Source organism: Schaalia sp. ZJ405, assembly GCF_011038885.2.
GTDB lineage: Bacteria > Actinomycetota > Actinomycetes > Actinomycetales > Actinomycetaceae > Pauljensenia.
In genome coordinates this window covers 1,570,080-1,586,824 of sequence record NZ_CP064952.1, presented here as the reverse complement: position 1 = coordinate 1,586,824, position 16,745 = coordinate 1,570,080, and the positions used below count along the sequence as shown (strand labels likewise).

The window sequence follows — 16,745 nt, the reverse complement described above, 5'->3', positions numbered from 1 at the left end:
TAGCGTCGATCGTAGTCTCCCGCGTCCCTATGAGAGCGTCTTGAGCATCGAGTTTCGTCATGAATCTTTGTCATGATGGTGACTGCCGGCTCGTCCTCGTCTCCATGTCATCGACGAGGACGAGCCGGAAGGTAACGGAACCGAGCAGTATTACGCGGAGAATACCGAGCGGATCAGTTCATCTCGCTGGGCGTTGTGCAAGGACGCGCGACCCGCGGCGGTTGTTGCCGATTCGGGACGAGAAATCACGCGAGCAGCAACCCCTATTTCGGGGAAGAGGTTAAGAGCCATGTGCGGCCATGCCCCCTGGTTGCGTGGCTCGTCTTGCACCCACACGACCTCAGCGCCTTGATAGCGTGACAGCTCGGCGCGAATCTCCTCGAAGGGCAGCGGATACAGCTGCTCAACCCGGATGAGCGCAGTCGAGGTGTTGCCGAGTTTCGCGCGTTCTTTGGCAAGGTCGTAGTAGATGCGACCCGAGCACAGGACAACGCGCGACACCGAGGACGATGCCAGATCAGCGTTGACTTCACCAATGACGGGGCGGAACGTCCCGGAGGTGAACTCATCAACCGATGACGTGGCCGCTGACAGACGTAGGAGCTGTTTTGGAGTGAAAGCAATCAGCGGCTTACGTGGGCGTTTGTACGCCTGGATGCGGAGCATGTGGAAATGGTTCGCCGGTGTGGAAGGCTGAACAATCCACATGTTGTCTTCAGCGGCAAGCTGAAGGTATCGCTCGATACGCGCGGAAGAATGGTCAGGCCCCTGGCCTTCGTATCCGTGGGGAAGAAGCATAACCAGAGAGGAACGCTGACCCCATTTCTGTTCAGCCGAGCAGACAAACTCATCAATGACGGTTTGCGCGCCGTTGGCGAAGTCACCGAACTGCGCTTCCCACAGCGTCAGCGCCTCAGGTCGCTGGACGGAGTAGCCGTAGTCGAAAGCAAGTACCGCGTATTCCGACAGCGGAGAGTCAAGAACCGTGAACGATGCCTGATCGGTGGTGAGGAACTGGAGGGGGGTGAATTCGCGACCATCGGAGTGATCGTGAAGAACCGCGTGCCGTTGAACGAAGGTTGCGCGGCGGGAATCCTCACCGGATAGACGGATCGGGGTGCCTTCCATGAGCAGGGTGCCGAAAGCGAGAAGCTCACCGAATCCCCAGTCAATGGGACGCTGTCCATACGCCATTTCACGGCGACGTTCACACAGCTGCGCCATCTTCGGATGAGGAGTGAAGCCTTCGGGGAACGTCACCTGCGCGTCACCGATGCGATGAAGCTCCAGCGGTGTCACTGATGACTGCCAGCCGATCATCATGCCTTTCCCAGGCATCTGAGATTCGGGCATCACCCAGTCATGGTCATCGTGGGCTTCACCGGCGGTGCCGACTTCAGCCATGTCTTGAGCTGTTCCACCCTCAGGACCGGAGGCTCCGTGTGGGTGGTGGGTGGTCGGCACCGCGGATTGGGGGGTGTCGGCGCTGGGGTTCCCAGGATTCCATTCACCCTTTTCCCGGGTTTCGTCGAGGATGCGACCAAGCTCGGCCTCGTAGGCGCTGATCGACGCTTGTGCTTCCTCTTCGGTCAGTTGTCCACGGCCAACGAGGTTGCGGATGTACACGGCGCGCGTTGAGGGAATGGAATCAATGAGCGCGTACATCACCGGCTGTGTCATCGACGGATCGTCGCCCTCGTTGTGACCGCGTCGGCGGTAGCACACCATGTCGATGATGACGTCCTTGTGGAAGCGGTTGCGGTATTCCCAGGCAAGGTGAGCCATGCGGACAACGGCTTCGGGATCGTCGGCATTGACGTGGAGGATGGGAACCTGGAGTCCCTTCGCCAGGTCCGTGGGGTAACGCGTTGAACGACCCGATGTGGGGCCGGTGGTGAATCCGATCTGGTTATTGACGATGATGTGGATGGTTCCGCCGGTCTTGTAGCCGTTGAGCTGGCTCATATTGAGCGTTTCTTGAACGACTCCCTGACCGATGAACGCGGCATCGCCGTGAATAAGCACGGGAATGATGGGGAGATCGGGGTCGCCCAGTTCCTCCTGCTTGGCATGAACGATGCCTTGGAGAACGCCGTCAGCGGCCTCGAGGTGGGAGGGATTCGCGGCCATGTACACTTTCGTTGCCATGCCGTCATCGGCGGAGTACACACCCCATGTTCCCAGGTGGTATTTGACGTCGCCGGAACCCTGCTGAGCGCCCGGAGCGAAGTAGCCCTCGAATTCGGAAAAAATCTGAGCGTAGGACTTGCCGGCGATATTTGCCAGGACATTGAGTCGTCCGCGGTGAGCCATGCCGATTGCTACTTCAACAATGCCGGCGCGCGCTGAGTCATTGAGGATTTCGTCGAGCAGGGGGATCAGTGATTCGCCGCCCTCAAGCGAGAAACGCTTTTGTCCCATGTACTTCGTCTGAAGGAATTCCTCGAATGCTTCGGCTTTGATGAGGGTGTGAAGAATACGACGCTGTTCCTCAGGTGATGGAGCTTCGTAGGGCTTCTCGATCTGCTGCTGAACCCATTTGCGTTGCTCGGGATCTTGAATATGCATGTATTCAATTCCGACGGAACGCGTGTATGTGTCGCGCAGGCGTGCCAGCAGGTCACGCAGCACCATCTGGCTGGTTCCACCGAAGCCGCCGGTGGGGAAAGGACGATCGAGATCCCACACACTCAACCCGTAGGTTGCCAGATCAAGATCGGGATGCATCCGCACGCGGTAGGCCAGCGGGTCGGTATCAGCTGCCAGGTGTCCGCGGGAACGGAAGGCATGAATGATTTCGCCGATGCGTGCGGGCTTCCCCTTTTCACGGGCCGGGTCGTATTCGTGGTCGGGCTCCCACGCATAGGGATGAAGGGGGACGCGCAGTGAGCTGAACACGCGTTCGTAGAAGCCGTCGCGTCCGGAGAGTTTCGCATCGATGAGCCCGAGGAACTGTCCTGAGGCGGCACCCTGAATGACTCGGTGATCGTAGGTGGACGACATGAACATCGTCTTCCCGATTCCCAGCTGCGCCAATCGTGAGGGGGAAACTCCGCGGAATTCCGCCGGGTAGTCGGTAGCTCCAACGCCAACGATCAAGCCCTGGCCGTTCATCAGGCGTGGAACTGATGTCGTTGTCCCCAGAGTTCCCGGGTTCGTCAAAGTGACGGTTGCCCCCCGGAAGTCATCGGCCGTGAGTTTCCCATCTCGCGCACGAGTCACGATGTCCTGGTAGGCATCAACGAACTCCATGAAGGTCAGGGTGTCGGCTCGCGCAATCACGGGGACCATGAGCGAGCGCTCCCCATTACTGCCCTTGACATCGATTGCGATGCCAAGTCCAACGTGCGCGAACTGTTCAATCGAGGGCTTCGTTCCGTCGAGCGTGTAGCGGACGTTGAGGGAAGGAATCTCTGCCAGGGCTTCGACGAGTGCGTACCCGATGAGGTGAGTAAAGGAGATTTTTCCGCCGACCGTGCGAGCCAGGTGAGAATTGATGAGCACGCGGTTTTCGATGAGGAGCTTCGCGGGGATATTCCTCTGCGTCGTTGCCGTAGGAATCGTCAGCGATGCATCCATGTTTTTCGCCGTCGCGCGGGCAACGCCCTTCAGTGCGCTCACGCGGTCTTCGTCTAAGGATTCGCCAGATCCATTCACGGGTGATGTATGCGCTGCTCCCTGCTGCCTGGCATACGGGGACGTGGCCTCGGCAATTCGCGTCGGGGGCGCGGGTGGAAGGTCTGATCGCGTCACAGATTCGACGTTTTCCTCTGCCGTGGGAGAGGATGGTTCGTCATCGGTGGACTCCAGCGCTGCGAGGGCTTCGTCGGCCTGCGACATCGCTGGGGGTGCGTCGTTTCCGTGACCTGTCGCCGCCCCTGGGGACGAGGACGGAATCGGGGGCTGAGGGGCGCGCAACTGCGGGGGCGCCGCCTCGCTTAAAAAGTAATTTCTCCATGAGTCGTCAAGCGTTTCTGGGGCAGTGAGGAACTGCTGACGCATCTGCTCGACGTACCACTGGTTGCCGGGTTTCGGGCTGTTCGCCTCGGACATCCCTGTTTCTCCGTTCGACTGGAAGGACATCATCGATCAGAGTTTAGGCAGAAAGTCCTATCTCAGTTGCCAAGATCGCCAAAATTCCGAAGAATTTTTCAGGATTTTTATATCCATTGACACGCCTTGTAGACCTGCTTGGATCAATATGGAGAATTCTGCGCACAATAGTGTGCAATGACGACCCAGGAACGCAGAAATTGGCGAGTGATGTTCGGTGATAGCACCACCGGAGTGTGGGTTCCGTGGGCCCGCACGCAGGGGACGAGGCTGAGGGGTGGCGTAGCCGTCGAATCACGGAAGTGAGCGTCCCATCGTGTCACGAGACCGAGGGTGGGGGAGGTCATGTGAATTTCTCTGGGCGACGGCGGGTAAGCGTCGATAGACTATGTGCACAATGGACGATGACAGTTGTTGGCATACGCCAATTCTCACCGCGTATTTAGCCCGTGAAAGTGTCGACTGTGCGCGCCGTTCTTCGGCTGCGCTCGTCACCTTCATCCCCGCAATGCGAACCCCGAGCGGGGTGTTTTCGACGCGATGATCGTGGACATCCTCATGCTGCTCCTCGGCGTGGTCCTCACAGCGGGAACCTTCATTTTCGTGTCCGCCGAATTCTCCCTCGTTGCCCTCGACCAGGCGGTCGTTGAAAAACGCGCCGAAACCGGCGACAAATCCGCCGCGCAGGTTCTCAAAGCAACAAAGACCCTCTCTACCCAGCTTTCCGGCGCCCAGGTGGGCATCACCCTGACAACAATTCTCCTGGGATATACAACGCAGACAACCATCGCCGCGCTCCTGACAGATCTTCTTGACTGGGCAGGTCTCGCCCAGGTTGTTGCCGCAGGAATCGCCGCAGTTGTTGCGGCAATCGCCATCAACGTCTTCTCGATGCTCTTCGGCGAACTTGTTCCCAAGAACCTTGCACTGGCTCATCCCCTTCGGACGGCTCGCCTCGTGGTTCCGTTCCAAATGATTTTCACAGCCCTATTCAAGCCGGTGATCCTCGTTCTCAACGGCTCCGCAAACTGGGTCCTCGCCCGCTTTGGAATCGAACCGCAGGAGGAAATCTCATCCGCCCGCTCAGCCTCCGAATTAGCTGCTCTGGTGCGTCACAGCGCAGACGAAGGAACGCTGGACACGTCAACGGCATCGTTGCTGACCAACTCGATCCGCATCTCTGAACTCTCCGCAGGCGATGTCATGACCGACCGCGGTCTACTCCACATTCTCGACATGGATCAAACGGCGGCGGATGTTGTTGCCCTCGCCCGCGAAACCGGACATTCGCGTTTCCCAGTCGTGGGTGAAGACCTCGATGACATCATCGGTTTTGTCTCCTTGCGCCGTGCTGTGGCGGTCCCCTTCGACCGTCGCGGCGAAGTTCCTGTTGTCTCGTCCTCGTTGCTTGCCCCCGCCCCGTCGGTTCCCGAAACGGCACCGATCGGTCCGCTGATGGTCAAGCTGCGTGACCAGGGTCTGCAAATGGCGGTTGTCGTGGACGAATACGGCGGGGTCTCGGGAATCGTTACCCTCGAAGACGTCATTGAAGAGATCGTGGGTGAAGTATCCGACGAACATGATCAGCGGCGTTTGGGGATTCGTCCTCGTCCCGATGGATCGCTGCTGGTCCCGGGACGACTACGCCCCGACGAGCTGTACCAGCGCACCGGAATCGTTGTTCCCGATGACGGCCCCTATGACACTCTCGCTGGCCTTGTCATGACGGAGCTTGGGCGGGTGCCTCAGGTCGGAGACGTCGTCGCCTCGGGCAGAGTGCGTCTGGAGGTCACGCAGACGCAGGGGCGCCGCGTCATGCAGCTGGGTGTCACCGTTGATGCTGCTGAGGCTCTTGAGAATGAGGAGCTCATATGACCACCGCATGGGGCCTGACTATTACCCTTGTTCTCCTGTTCATTAACGCGTTCTTTGTTGCCGGAGAATTCGCCACAACCTCGACCCGTCGTTCCCAGGTTGAACCGCTGGCGGCGGAGGGCAAACGCGGCGCGAAACAAGCAATGTACGCCCTCGAACACGTGTCTTTGATGCTGGCAATTTGTCAGCTGGGAGTGACGATTGCGTCAACAACGCTGGGTGTTGTGGCTGAGCCGTCAATTGCCCATCTTGTTGAGGGTCCGCTCGTGGCTGCGGGACTTTCCCCGGCCAGTTCTCACGTCGTCGGTTTCGTTGGCGCGTTGGTCATCGTCCTATTCCTCCACGTGGTCTTTGGTGAGATGGTGCCTAAGAACGTATCGATTGCCTCACCCACGAGGATGCTCCTCTTTCTTGCACCGATCCTCGTGTCGATCGGACATTTCATTCGCCCGATCATCGAGGCAATGGATCGCGCTGCCAACTGGTTTGTGCGTCAGGCGGGGTTTGAGCCGCAGGGAGAGATTTCCGCGACCTTCACCGTTGAAGAGGTTGCCTCAATTGTTGAACTTTCTCAGGCGGAAGGCATGATCAAAGACGACCTCGGCTTGCTTTCGGGCACGCTGGAGTTCTCCTCTGAGACGGCTCAGTCGGCGATGGTGTCGCGTGACGACCTGATTGTCCTACCTGAATCCGTGACCCCCGATGAGTTTGAGCACGAAGTCGCCCGGACCGGCTACTCCCGTTTCCCGCTGATTGACGAGGACGGAAATATCACCGGGTACCTTCACCTTAAGGATGTTCTCTATGCCGACGAGGAATCCCGGATGCGTCCGGTGACCTCGTGGAGGATCCGTCGCATGGAATCGGTCAACCCCGGGGACGAGGTCGAGGACGTTCTGAGACACATGCAGCGAACCGGAACGCATTGCGCCCTCGTTGTTGACGCGGGGAAGGTATTGGGGGTTGTGTTCCTCGAAGACATCCTTGAGGAACTCGTCGGTGAGGTTCGCGATTCACTGCAGCGGGTCCGTGAAGTGTGACGGGGAACGTATTCGGTGCAAAAGTATCCCATTCGTTATCAAACCGTTGTAGATTGAGAGGCGTCGCCTTGAAGGTCAGGGGACCGGAATTGTGTGGGGGTTTTCGGATTGGCTGAAGCGGAATTCACCTGTCCACTGCCGAAACGCCGGCAGCTGCATCATTCAGCGCCTGCGGGTGAATCAACACCTGTTTTTCCCGACGTCGCCGGGGAATCAACGTCTCATTCCGCGGCTTCACCGGCCTCCTTGCAGGATCAGTCTTCGCAGTCCTCAACGCACAGCCGCGCAGCGAGCTTCTCCTCCCGCTTCGGTCGCGTGGGGCTTCTTCTCTCACTCGCAGCGATGACAGTGATTGTGCCCGTGTCGGGTTTCGTCACCGCCGGTTCCTCGGTGACTCTTCCGAGCCGCGCGTTGGGTACGGTCACCGGGATGTCCTCATGGACGAGGCCCCACGTGGAAAACTCCGAAGTAGGACAGGAACTTTCTGGTTCGATCACGGCGGCTTCGCGTGCTCGCGTGCGCGCACCCATCACGGTGACACCGTGCCTGGGCACGTCCTCTGTGGCAGACGGTAGCCGACAGATCGACGTTGTTTCCGACACGATTTACTGGCCCTTGGAAAAAGGAACGTATGTTGAGACTTCACCCTTTGGGATGAGGATCTCACCGATCACAGGCACTCTCCACATGCACGAGGGTGTTGACCTGGCCGCGCCAATGGATACGCCGCTGTATTCCGTTGCAGATGGCAAGGTCGTCGAAGTGGCAGAGAACTACTTTGCGGGCGCGTTCGTCAAGATCAAGCACGAGCGGGCTGATGGCACGGTTTTCTACTCCGTCTACCTTCACCAGTACACCGAGAAAATCCTCGTTCACGAGGGCGACGCGGTCAAAGCCGGACAGCCTATCGGTGCTGTGGGAACAAGCGGATGGTCCACGGGACCACACTTGCATTTTGAGATCCATGATGCCGCCGACAAGGTCACTGATCCGATGGCGTGGATGAAGCAGGCGGGTGCCATTCATCTTGGCGAGGACGCGTGCCAATGATCCCTGTGACCGCTCCGCGAAGCATCATCATTTTGGCGCATCGTGGAGGAGGGGATGAAGCCCCTGAGAACACGATCACCGCTTTTCGTCATACGCGTTCCCTGGGGTTGCGTCACATTGAAACGGATGCGCATCTCACCGCCGATGGCGTTGTCGTTCTCAACCATGATCCGACAGTGGATCGCTGCTATGACGGTTCCGGTCTCATCTCGCAGATGACGTGGCATGAGCTTTCTCAACTGCGGAACGAGGCTGGGGAGCAGATGCCGTTGCTCGGGGAGACTTTAGAGGCATTCCCGGATATGTACTTCAACATCGACGCGAAGGTTTCCGGTGTTGAAGGCCCAATGGTTGACGTTATCGAAGAGCACGGGGCTACGGGCCGCGTCCTCGTTGCGTCTTTTTCTGAGCGGCGATTGCGCCGGGTTCGTGAACGAACCCGGATGGGGATTGCGACTTCTCTGGGGACCCAGGGTGTTGTCCGTTTGGTTGCGGCAGCTCAGACTGGAACGTCGCCCTCGTCCTGGGGAGTCCCGGGACTGCGTCACGGCGTCGCTGCTGTTCAGGTGCCCACAACGTCGAGTTGCGTCCGCGTTGTTGATCGACGTTTCGTTGCGGCCGCTCACACAGCAGGCCTAGCCGTTCACGTGTGGACAATCGACGATCTCGATGAAGTCGTTGACCTGATGGAGCTGGGTGTTGACGGGATCATCACGAACCGTCCGAGGGCGGTGCGTGATCTTCTTGTCGAACGAGGCCTCTGGTTCGAGCCTCCGGCTCCGTCCTCGTCACGACACCCGCGCGACTAGCGTGCCGGGTGGGGCCGCGCCCCCTCGGAAGTTGACCATCGGAAAGTGCTTTCTGTTTCTGCACGAACATGTGTGCTCGTGGTGCGAGCGCAGTTCCTCTAGCGACGCAGGAGAGTTCGCAGCGCCTTCTTGAATGCGAGCATGCCCGGTCGGAGCGGTAAGGTGAAGATCCCCATGAGTTCCTCCACGTATCCGCCGAACCCTTGCTTGAATTCGAGGAGCCCACGGCCAGGATGGTGTGGATCGTCAAAGACCCCGTGGATGCCGTAGAAGTTGTAACGGGTGATCCCGCGTTTGATGCACTCCAACATCATGTGATGTTGGATGAGAGTGGGGGCACAGAGGCTGGCGTAGGCGCGGTTGCTTCCCGAATAGAGGTAGGCGCATTCGCGTTCGTGCCAGATGAAAAGCCCACACGCAACCGGAATGTAGGTTCCGTCTTTCTCGATCGCGCGTCGAGTGTCGTCAAGGTGCTTTTGCGCTGACGAGAGCTTTCGGCGGAGGTCGTCAAGTTCTCGAATCGCCTTCTCGGGGTTTTGAGCAGTGGACGCTCTGCGTTCCTTGCGGCTGATTGTGCGAATGAATTCCTCGCGTTTGGAGGTCCATGAATCCAGCAATGCTGCCGTATCGACGTAGGCGATCACCACGTCGATCTGGTCATCGAAAGCATCGCTGAGGAGTTCATACAGGTGAAGTTCGCGGTTCTTGAACCCCTGTTTTTCAGCGGAGAGCTCACAGAGCTCATGGAACACGGGGAGTTTGTCGGATCCGACGCGCTCAATCACCAGACCGCTTGATGCGGCGATGCGGACCTTGCGTTTCGTGAATCGTGAATATGTGGCCAGCAGGTCGGCCTCGGTGTGAATGTCCGAAAGGTCCTTGAGGAAGCGCCAACGGGCCATCAGCTCTAAACCGGTGTCGAAGCCCCGATGTGTGAAGCCTTGTTTGAGGAGCAGATTGAACTCGTGGTCCAAGGGGCCGACAGCTGCGTGACGCGGCAGAAAGCGTGGCCACTGAGAGGAATCGTGTGGGTTAATGGGGGGGGGGGTCCCGTTTTCGTCGAGCAGCCGGTAGGGGAGCTCTGGCGTCATGACAAGTCTGTCGACGCGTCGAGAGCGGAGGCGTTCACGCAGAGTGGTGAAGAAAAAGGAGACGAGTTCGTCGTCACCGAAGTCGATGAGGGGGCCGTCGTGGATCTCAGCGGTAGGTGCGAACCTGCTTGGATGGATCTCCAGCAGCGTTGCCCCAACCAGGGTGTCTTCCGAAAAAACGCCGAGGTACTCGACCTCGTCACCGCGCTCTATGCGGGTTGTTGCCATACGTGTTGTCTGCTGGAAATTTCCTAGTGGGTGTGTCGCGCTGAATGCATCGAATACCGAGGGCGCAATTTCCTTCATTGACAGATGACGCATGAGAACACTCCAACTGTGGCTGATCGACACGGTTAGTTTATAACTCTCGTGCGCTTTGTGTGTAACTGTCACGCGTGTGAAACAGCTCTGAAATCGGAGAGTATGCAGAGAGGATCTTGCAGTGGTGTTGGTGCACTCTCTGTCCTCACAGACAGGCGACGTACCCCAACTTTTCGTTGATCTTACGCCATTTTCCATCGGTGCCCCGAACAGGATTCGAACCTGCGACCTTTCGCTCCGGAGGCGAACGCTCTATCCACTGAGCTATCGGGGCCAACGACGCGCCAGTTTACCAGCGTCACCGAAACCAGTGCAAAGAATGCGACGAGGGTCGCGCCCAGACTCAGGCATTTTATCTGCCAAGATGCACCCTCATCCGCATCTGGACAGTGGCAACGCCTCACAGACCGAGAACTCCGAGGGGGGCCGTAAGTCATGTACACGCCGGATGCGCAGCAAAATACCCGTTTCCCCGAGTAAGGCACGCACCTGGAATCACCGACGTGTGTGAGGAATCCTCACAGCAGGTGCGATACTAAGAGGCGTTCATCATGCCGCAACTGAAGGAAGAAAGACATGCGAGTTCACATCGGAACCGACCATGCCGGATTAGAACTGAAGAACGAGGTTGTTGCCCACCTCGAAGGCAAAGGATACGACGTTGTCGATCACGGAGCCCACGAGTACGACGCTCTCGATGACTATCCTCCGTTCTGCTTCGAGGCCGCGCAGGCCGTCGTCGATGATCCTGGATCTCTTGGCGTTGTCATCGGTGGCTCAGGCAATGGCGAACAAATGGCTGCGAACTGCGTCAAGGGAGTGCGCGCAGCCCTCGTCTGGAACGACGCGACAGCTCGCCTTGCCCGTGAACACAACAATGCGAATGTTGTCTCAGTGGGGGCTCGGCAGCACTCTATTGAGGAATGTTTCGCACTCATCGACGCTTTCCTTGAGACACCGTTTAGCGAGGACGAGCGTCACCAACGCCGTATCGACCTGATGGCCGCGTACGAGGACGAGCACCGTCGCTAATCCTCGGTCTGTGAATACTGTGAGTGTGGGCTCACCCGCGTGAAAGCGGGTGAGCCCACAGGCAATCTGGGGAATGTCAACGCCGCCGACGGCCGCCTCGTCCTCGTTAAGAAGACAACTCATCGAGCCCGGAGCCCTTAAGCGCTGGACGCACGGTGAGGACACCCAGGTAGGACGCTAAGGCGCATCCGATGAGTCCGTACCAGACAAGGACTCGGACGCTCCAATGCACGGAAATCATCGCGAGAAAAGCAGGAGCGACCGCAACGATCGCCGTTGCGAGGGTGCGAGGAAGAGAGGAAATTGCGCCAAGGACCGACGCCTTAACGATCCGTGGAAGAACACGCAGCGGAAGGGACAGGCCCTGATGCATCCGAAATGCGGCGAGCGGCCAGAACCATATGTGCGTGAACGCAAGGATCAGCGCAACGAAGACAATGACTGCGCGGAAAGCAACCGCAAGTACAACGTTTATCAGGTGGCCGGTGATCACCCACTCCCATACGAGGAGCATCGCGAGGAGAACTTCGCTGATCCACGCGATCGTGACGCTTGCAGCACCCAGGCGTGCCACAGTCGCTAAACCACGGAAGATCGACGCTGACTCACTGTGGATCAGTGAGATGCACACAAGCGTCAGTGCCCCACATACCAGGCCGCCTGTAATGATGAAACCTCCGAGAATCACCGACACAACGTTCGCAGTCATGAGGACGGTGATCCATGTCAGAGCGCGGTAGATCGACGACTGAGGTCCAAGTGGTGAGGTCATCGTGGCGACCCGATGCGACGCGGTGGGGCGGTGGAACCGCCGGGGTAGATGTCACCTGGGACAAAAACATGCTGGACTGGACCCGAGGCGATTTGACGGAAGAGGACTTCACAGGTGAGCTGAGCGATCGTCGTTGACGGCTGAACGAGGGTTGTCAGCGGCGGCTCAATGTATTCACCGATGGAAATACCGTCAAACCCGATGATTGAGATGTCATCGGGAACGGTGAGGCCGGCCTCGCGAATTGCACGCATTGCTCCGATTGCGATGGTGTCTGCGATGGCGAAAATTGCGGTGACTTCGGGATTCTCTCGTAAAAGATCAACGGTTAAGCGGTAGCCGTACTCGTAGGAATAGGGGTTGTACTGCGGGATCTCCTGAGAGCGCACCCATCGGGGATCGACGGCTATTCCCGACGCTTCCATCGCTGCCTCGTAGCCGCGGACGCGCCGAGCACCCACTGACACATCGGATTCGGGGACGCCGAGCACCGCGATATGACGGTGCCCCAAGTCCACGAGGTGACGGACCGCCTGTGCAGCTTCAAGTTCGTCATCAACGGAGACGGAGGAATAGACCCCGTCGGGAACTCCGTGGACCTTTGACACGGTTGACAGAACGAAGGGGACGTTGACTCGCTCAAAGGCTGAGGCCTCGTGGGAGAAAGCGCCGCCGAGGAAAATGACGCCGGCCATGAGGTCTTCGTCAACAAGCTTGATCGCTTCCTCGACCTCGTCGGCCCAGTGCGGAACCTTGACGACGGTGAGAAGGTAGTTGTTTTGGCGAACGATCTCTTCCATCGTGTCGAGCATCGGCTGGAAAAATGGGTTGTCGATGCCTTTCATCATCAGCGCAATCGAGGGATTGTGTTCCATTTTGAGGAATCGGGCGTGCCTGTTGGGGCGGTATCCCATCGAGTCGGCGATTTTGAGGATGCGTTCGCGGGTGGCCTGCGAAACGTCGGGGCGATCGTTGAGAGCGCGAGAAACGGTGACGACTCCAACGCCCGCCGCCTGGGCGATGTCTTTGATTGTTGGGCGTGTACGTGTCACGGGTGTTCCTTGAAAATATGGTCGTTTCGACTCATATGAAAGTGTAGTGGGTGTTGTTCGTTGAATACGCAATGTCTCTCAGTCGAGAGACTCAGGGGCGGCTTGGATGTCAAAAAGATCCGGAGCGAACGCTGAGGGCTTTGACTGCCCTCCCGTTCGGCGAGGAGGTTGTGCTCGCCGAACGGGAGAGAGTCTTAGCCTTTGACGGCACCGGCGACGACGCCCTCGATAATGTGCTTCTGGCTGGCCAGGTAGAACACAACGATCGGGATGATCGCCAACACGAGCATCGCCATGAGAGCCCCCATGTCGTTTGCACCGCGTGAACCAACGAGCTGCTGAACAACAACGGGGATGGTCTTATACGGCGTTGACAGGCCGATGACCAAGTAGGGGAGAAGGTAGTCGTTCCACACCCACATGGCATTGAGAATGGCCACGGTGATCATCACGGGTTTGAGCATCGGCATGACCACGAGGAAGTAGTTCTTCACCGGCCCGCACCCGTCAATCATCGCTGCCTCTTCGATGGAGAGCGGAATGGATTTGACGAACCCGGAGAAAATGAACACGGACAATCCCGCCCCAAAGCCCAGGTAGAGAACGACCATGCCCAGCGGATTATCCAGGTTGAGGATATCGGCGATCTTCACGGTTGGGAACATCACCATCTGGAAGGGAACAACCATTGAGAAAACGAAGAGGAGGTACAGAGCGTTTGTCCACCACGTCTTAATTCGGGTGATGTAATAGGCCGTCATTGCGCAGAAGAACACGATGACGATGACAGACAGGATCGTGATGAAGAACGACCACCCGGCGGCCGTGAAGAAATTCGTTTCCTCAAGGCCGTTGATGTAGTTCTGAATTCCGACCCAGTATTCCCCTAGGGGAAGAGCAAAGGGGGCGTCGGCAATGAAGAAACGCCCCTTGAATGAGTTAACGAGGATGAAGAGTAGCGGACCGATGAAGACAGCGGTCAATGCGACGAGGATGGCGTAGAGCACCGCATGAGAGACCCGCGCAGACGCTGACTTAGAGCCGGCTGATGCGACTGGACTCGTCGTTGAGCTGGTCGGCATCGTCGAATGGGTGCTGGTTGTCGAAAGAGATGCGGTGCTCATGCCTCGACCTCCTTGCCTCGGGTGGCACGCAGTTGGATGAAAGCGATTGCGGACACGATGAGGAAGAAGACAACGGCCTTTGCCTGACCCACTCCCTCGAATCCGATGCGGTTGTACACCGTGTTAACGATGTTGAGCGCAGCCATTTCTGTCATGTCGAGAGGTTGGCCGTTCGTCAATGCGAGGTTTTGGTCATAGAGCTTGAAGGAGTTGCTCAGTGTGAGGAACAGGCAGATCGTGATTGATGGCATGACCATTGGGATTGTCACGTGACGCAGAACTGTCCACCGACCGGCACCGTCAATTTCTGCGGCTTCGGTCAGCTCCGGGGGAACCGATTGGAGTCCCGCGATGTAAATGATCATCATGTAGCCAACCATTTGCCAGTTGAGCAGGATGATGATGCCGACGAAACCGTAGGTGGCGTTCGTGACGAGCGTGGTATTCCAATGCAGGAGAATGGCGTTGAAGATTGTTTGCCACGTGTAGCCCAGAACGATTCCGCCGATGAGGTTCGGCATGAAGAATACGGTGCGGAAGAAATTTGTTCCCGAGAGTTTGCGGGTGAGGATGTAGGCAATGGCGAAAGCAAAAACGTTCACCGTGATGACGGCGATGACGGTGACGGCAGCGGTGAACAGGAGTGCTTGGACGAAGCCCTGACCTTCGGAGAAGGCCGTGAAGTAATTTTTGAGACCGACGAACGATGCGTCCGTCACCGTGGTGAATTCGCACAGTGACAGATAGAGGCCGATGAAGAACGGCGCAAGGAACGCAAGCCCAAAGGACACGAGGGTGGGCCCCATAAAGAGGGCGCCCCATCTTTTTAGACTTTTCAGCATGAGTGGTGCTCCAAAGATGTGTGTAAATTGCGGAGCCGATGAATGGCGGAGGAAACAGCAGGGAGTGGGCAGTGCCCGGTGAATTTCAGAAGCTCCGGGGGGAGGGTGGGGAATGGGGGAAGAGGCGTGTTCGTCCTCGTCAATGAGGATGGGCACGGGGAAAGGATCGTCAATGATCCAAGCCCCCGCAGGGTGGCAGCGCCGTGCAGTCAGGCACTGAGGCGCTGCCACCACGTGGGCCCCGCTGCGTCCGCGGCGAACTCTCCCATTGAGGGAATCATTCATTGCCGAGGACGAGCGGGGAGTCTCCCACTTAGGCGCCCTTTTCAGCTTTCCACGAGGAGACAAATCCCTTGACCACGTCATCCCAGGACATCTGACCGGCTGCGTACTGAGCCAGTGAAGCGCCGAAATCGTCCTTGAAAGTCTGCGACGGGAATGTGGTGAAGACCCACGGAACAACCTCGGTCTCGGTATCGGCCAGCGACTTGATGACCTCCTTGGCCAACGGATCAGCTGGCTGCTCGGACTCGGAGAACGTGGAGAACGGCGGAATGAATCCGAGGTCCTCAACCATGAATTTCTTTCCGGTTTCGGAGGAGATCAACCAGTTGACGAAGTCGATGGAGGCCTTTTGGTTGGCTTCAGATGCTTTGGAGTTAATGGAGAAGAAGTTTTCCGTGCCAATGTTGAGGCCCTGCTTTTCTTCACCCTTGTGTCCGGTGTAGATCGGCAGCATGTGGACATCTTCGGCTTTCACCGTGTTGCCATCAACGTCAGCAACCTGACCGTAGGCCCAGTTACCATTCTGAACCATTGCGGCCTGGCCGAGGGCGAACTCAGCCATCGAATCAGAGACGGCCTTCGAGGAGGCAAGCTGCGGTTCGATTGTTGAGTTGTTGAGGTACAGGTCGAAAATGTTCTTGAATTCTTTGTTGTAGGCGAACTTCAGGTCAGCCTTGTCGTCAACGCCGTCGTCCTGGTACTCGTAATGAACGGGCAGGTCTGCCAGGTGGGTCTGCCAGCGCCAATCCTCACCGGGCTTGAGTGATGTCGAAGCGAAAACGCCCTTGATGCCCAGGTCGTCTTTCTTGGACTGCATGTCTTCAACGAGGGACTTCAGAGTCATGAAATCCTTGACTTCATCCATCGAGGACACCTTTGCTCCCGGCAGAGCGAAGTACTTGTCCATGATCGCTTGGTTGTAGATGATGCCGTAGCCTTCAACGACGTAGGGGATACCGTAGGCTTTGCCGTCCTCGCTCACGGCCATCGACTTGTCGATGAGATTCTTGTACAGGTCAGTGTCGGTCAGGTCGGCTGTGTAGTTCTTCCAGTTCTTCAGGCCGATTGGACCGTTGATCTGGAACAGTGTTGGGGCATCTGACTTGGCGATTTCTGACTTGAGAGTCTGCTCGTAGGTCCCTGAGGCGGCGGTCACCACCTTGACGGGAACACCGGTTTCCTCAGTGTAGGTCTTGGCAACTTGTTGCCACACCTTGTCTTGTTCGGGCTTGAAGCTCAGGTAGTAGACGGAGCCTTTGCCGTCATCTTTCGCCGTGTTTCCAGACGAACATGCGGCGAGAGTTGTCAGGGCGAGGGTTGCGGCAACAGCTCCTGCGGCAACTTTGGTTAGCTTCGACATCGGGTGGGTCCTCCCTTGGACTTTATTGTGCTGACGCGG

The 16,745-nt window shown here is 57.8% G+C and carries 12 protein-coding genes and 1 tRNA gene; 5 read left to right on the top strand and 8 right to left on the bottom strand.

The annotated features are described in order from the left end of the window. Positions 1 to 150: 150 nt before the first annotated feature. Complete coding sequence (locus G7Y41_RS06540; RefSeq protein WP_231367258.1) at positions 151 to 4,086, bottom strand: multifunctional oxoglutarate decarboxylase/oxoglutarate dehydrogenase thiamine pyrophosphate-binding subunit/dihydrolipoyllysine-residue succinyltransferase subunit; 3,936 nt, start codon at positions 4,084 to 4,086, stop codon at positions 151 to 153. A gap of 510 nt (positions 4,087 to 4,596) precedes the next feature. On the opposite strand from G7Y41_RS06540, the gene G7Y41_RS06535 reads away from it, so the two are divergent. The 4 genes from G7Y41_RS06535 (at position 4,597) to G7Y41_RS06520 (ending at position 8,827) form a co-directional block, all read left to right on the top strand. Continuing rightward, the gene (locus G7Y41_RS06535) at positions 4,597 to 5,928 is read left to right on the top strand and encodes a hemolysin family protein (protein ID WP_165316048.1); all 1,332 of its coding nucleotides are present in this window, start codon (positions 4,597 to 4,599) and stop codon (positions 5,926 to 5,928) included. Next, positions 5,925 to 6,968, top strand: coding sequence for a hemolysin family protein (locus G7Y41_RS06530; RefSeq protein ID WP_165316035.1), 1,044 nt, complete (start codon positions 5,925 to 5,927; stop codon positions 6,966 to 6,968). The genes G7Y41_RS06535 and G7Y41_RS06530 overlap by 4 nt, the downstream gene beginning before the upstream one ends. A gap of 108 nt (positions 6,969 to 7,076) precedes the next feature. Beyond that, complete coding sequence (locus tag G7Y41_RS06525; RefSeq protein ID WP_231367257.1) at positions 7,077 to 8,018, top strand: M23 family metallopeptidase; 942 nt, start codon at positions 7,077 to 7,079, stop codon at positions 8,016 to 8,018. Then, entirely contained in the window at positions 8,015 to 8,827 is an 813-nt protein-coding gene (locus G7Y41_RS06520; RefSeq protein WP_165215940.1) for a glycerophosphodiester phosphodiesterase family protein, read from the top strand. Before G7Y41_RS06525 ends, G7Y41_RS06520 begins: the two co-directional genes overlap by 4 nt. A gap of 98 nt (positions 8,828 to 8,925) precedes the next feature. Here G7Y41_RS06520 and G7Y41_RS06515 read toward each other — a convergent pair whose 3' ends face one another. Beyond that, positions 8,926 to 10,239 (bottom strand): peptidoglycan bridge formation glycyltransferase FemA/FemB family protein, encoded by a 1,314-nt coding sequence (locus G7Y41_RS06515; RefSeq protein WP_165316036.1) that lies wholly within the window; start codon positions 10,237 to 10,239, stop codon positions 8,926 to 8,928. Between the two features lie 201 nt (positions 10,240 to 10,440). Beyond that, positions 10,441 to 10,513: transfer RNA gene (locus tag G7Y41_RS06510), tRNA-Arg, on the bottom strand. 302 nt (positions 10,514 to 10,815) lie between these two features. Here G7Y41_RS06510 and G7Y41_RS06505 point away from each other — a divergent pair. Next, complete coding sequence (locus G7Y41_RS06505; protein WP_165215937.1) at positions 10,816 to 11,271, top strand: ribose-5-phosphate isomerase; 456 nt, start codon at positions 10,816 to 10,818, stop codon at positions 11,269 to 11,271. Positions 11,272 to 11,377: 106 nt separating this feature from the next. On the opposite strand, the gene G7Y41_RS06500 is transcribed toward G7Y41_RS06505, so the two are convergent. The 5 genes from G7Y41_RS06500 to G7Y41_RS06480 form a co-directional block, all read right to left on the bottom strand. Further along, positions 11,378 to 12,043: a YesL family protein gene (locus tag G7Y41_RS06500; protein ID WP_165316037.1), complete on the bottom strand. Its 666-nt coding sequence runs from the start codon at positions 12,041 to 12,043 to the stop codon at positions 11,378 to 11,380. Then, on the bottom strand, positions 12,040 to 13,095 hold the full coding sequence (locus G7Y41_RS06495) for a LacI family DNA-binding transcriptional regulator (RefSeq protein ID WP_165316038.1): 1,056 nt from the start codon (positions 13,093 to 13,095) through the stop codon (positions 12,040 to 12,042). Before G7Y41_RS06495 ends, G7Y41_RS06500 begins: the two co-directional genes overlap by 4 nt. A gap of 194 nt (positions 13,096 to 13,289) precedes the next feature. Further along, positions 13,290 to 14,219 carry a carbohydrate ABC transporter permease gene (locus tag G7Y41_RS06490; RefSeq protein ID WP_231367256.1) on the bottom strand — a complete coding sequence of 310 codons (930 nt, stop codon included), beginning with the start codon at positions 14,217 to 14,219 and terminating at the stop codon, positions 13,290 to 13,292. Then, positions 14,216 to 15,061 carry a carbohydrate ABC transporter permease gene (locus G7Y41_RS06485; RefSeq protein ID WP_165215928.1) on the bottom strand — a complete coding sequence of 282 codons (846 nt, stop codon included), beginning with the start codon at positions 15,059 to 15,061 and terminating at the stop codon, positions 14,216 to 14,218. Before G7Y41_RS06485 ends, G7Y41_RS06490 begins: the two co-directional genes overlap by 4 nt. A 313-nt stretch (positions 15,062 to 15,374) precedes the next feature. Further along, positions 15,375 to 16,706, bottom strand: coding sequence for an ABC transporter substrate-binding protein (locus tag G7Y41_RS06480; RefSeq protein WP_165215925.1), 1,332 nt, complete (start codon positions 16,704 to 16,706; stop codon positions 15,375 to 15,377). Positions 16,707 to 16,745: the final 39 nt, after the last annotated feature.

What these genes read in the sequence shown, in the direction of transcription:
- G7Y41_RS06490 (WP_231367256.1), bottom strand. Translation starts at nt 14,219, where the DNA reads ATGAGCACCGCATCTCTTTCGACAACCAGCACCCATTCGACGATGCCG.
- G7Y41_RS06530 (WP_165316035.1), top strand. Translation starts at nt 5,925, where the DNA reads ATGACCACCGCATGGGGCCTGACTATTACCCTTGTTCTCCTGTTCATT.
- G7Y41_RS06505 (WP_165215937.1), top strand. Translation starts at nt 10,816, where the DNA reads ATGCGAGTTCACATCGGAACCGACCATGCCGGATTAGAACTGAAGAAC.
- G7Y41_RS06500 (WP_165316037.1), bottom strand. Translation starts at nt 12,043, where the DNA reads ATGACCTCACCACTTGGACCTCAGTCGTCGATCTACCGCGCTCTGACA.
- G7Y41_RS06520 (WP_165215940.1), top strand. Translation starts at nt 8,015, where the DNA reads ATGATCCCTGTGACCGCTCCGCGAAGCATCATCATTTTGGCGCATCGT.
- G7Y41_RS06480 (WP_165215925.1), bottom strand. Translation starts at nt 16,706, where the DNA reads ATGTCGAAGCTAACCAAAGTTGCCGCAGGAGCTGTTGCCGCAACCCTC.
- G7Y41_RS06540 (WP_231367258.1), bottom strand. Translation starts at nt 4,086, where the DNA reads ATGATGTCCTTCCAGTCGAACGGAGAAACAGGGATGTCCGAGGCGAAC.
- G7Y41_RS06485 (WP_165215928.1), bottom strand. Translation starts at nt 15,061, where the DNA reads ATGCTGAAAAGTCTAAAAAGATGGGGCGCCCTCTTTATGGGGCCCACC.
- G7Y41_RS06515 (WP_165316036.1), bottom strand. Translation starts at nt 10,239, where the DNA reads ATGCGTCATCTGTCAATGAAGGAAATTGCGCCCTCGGTATTCGATGCA.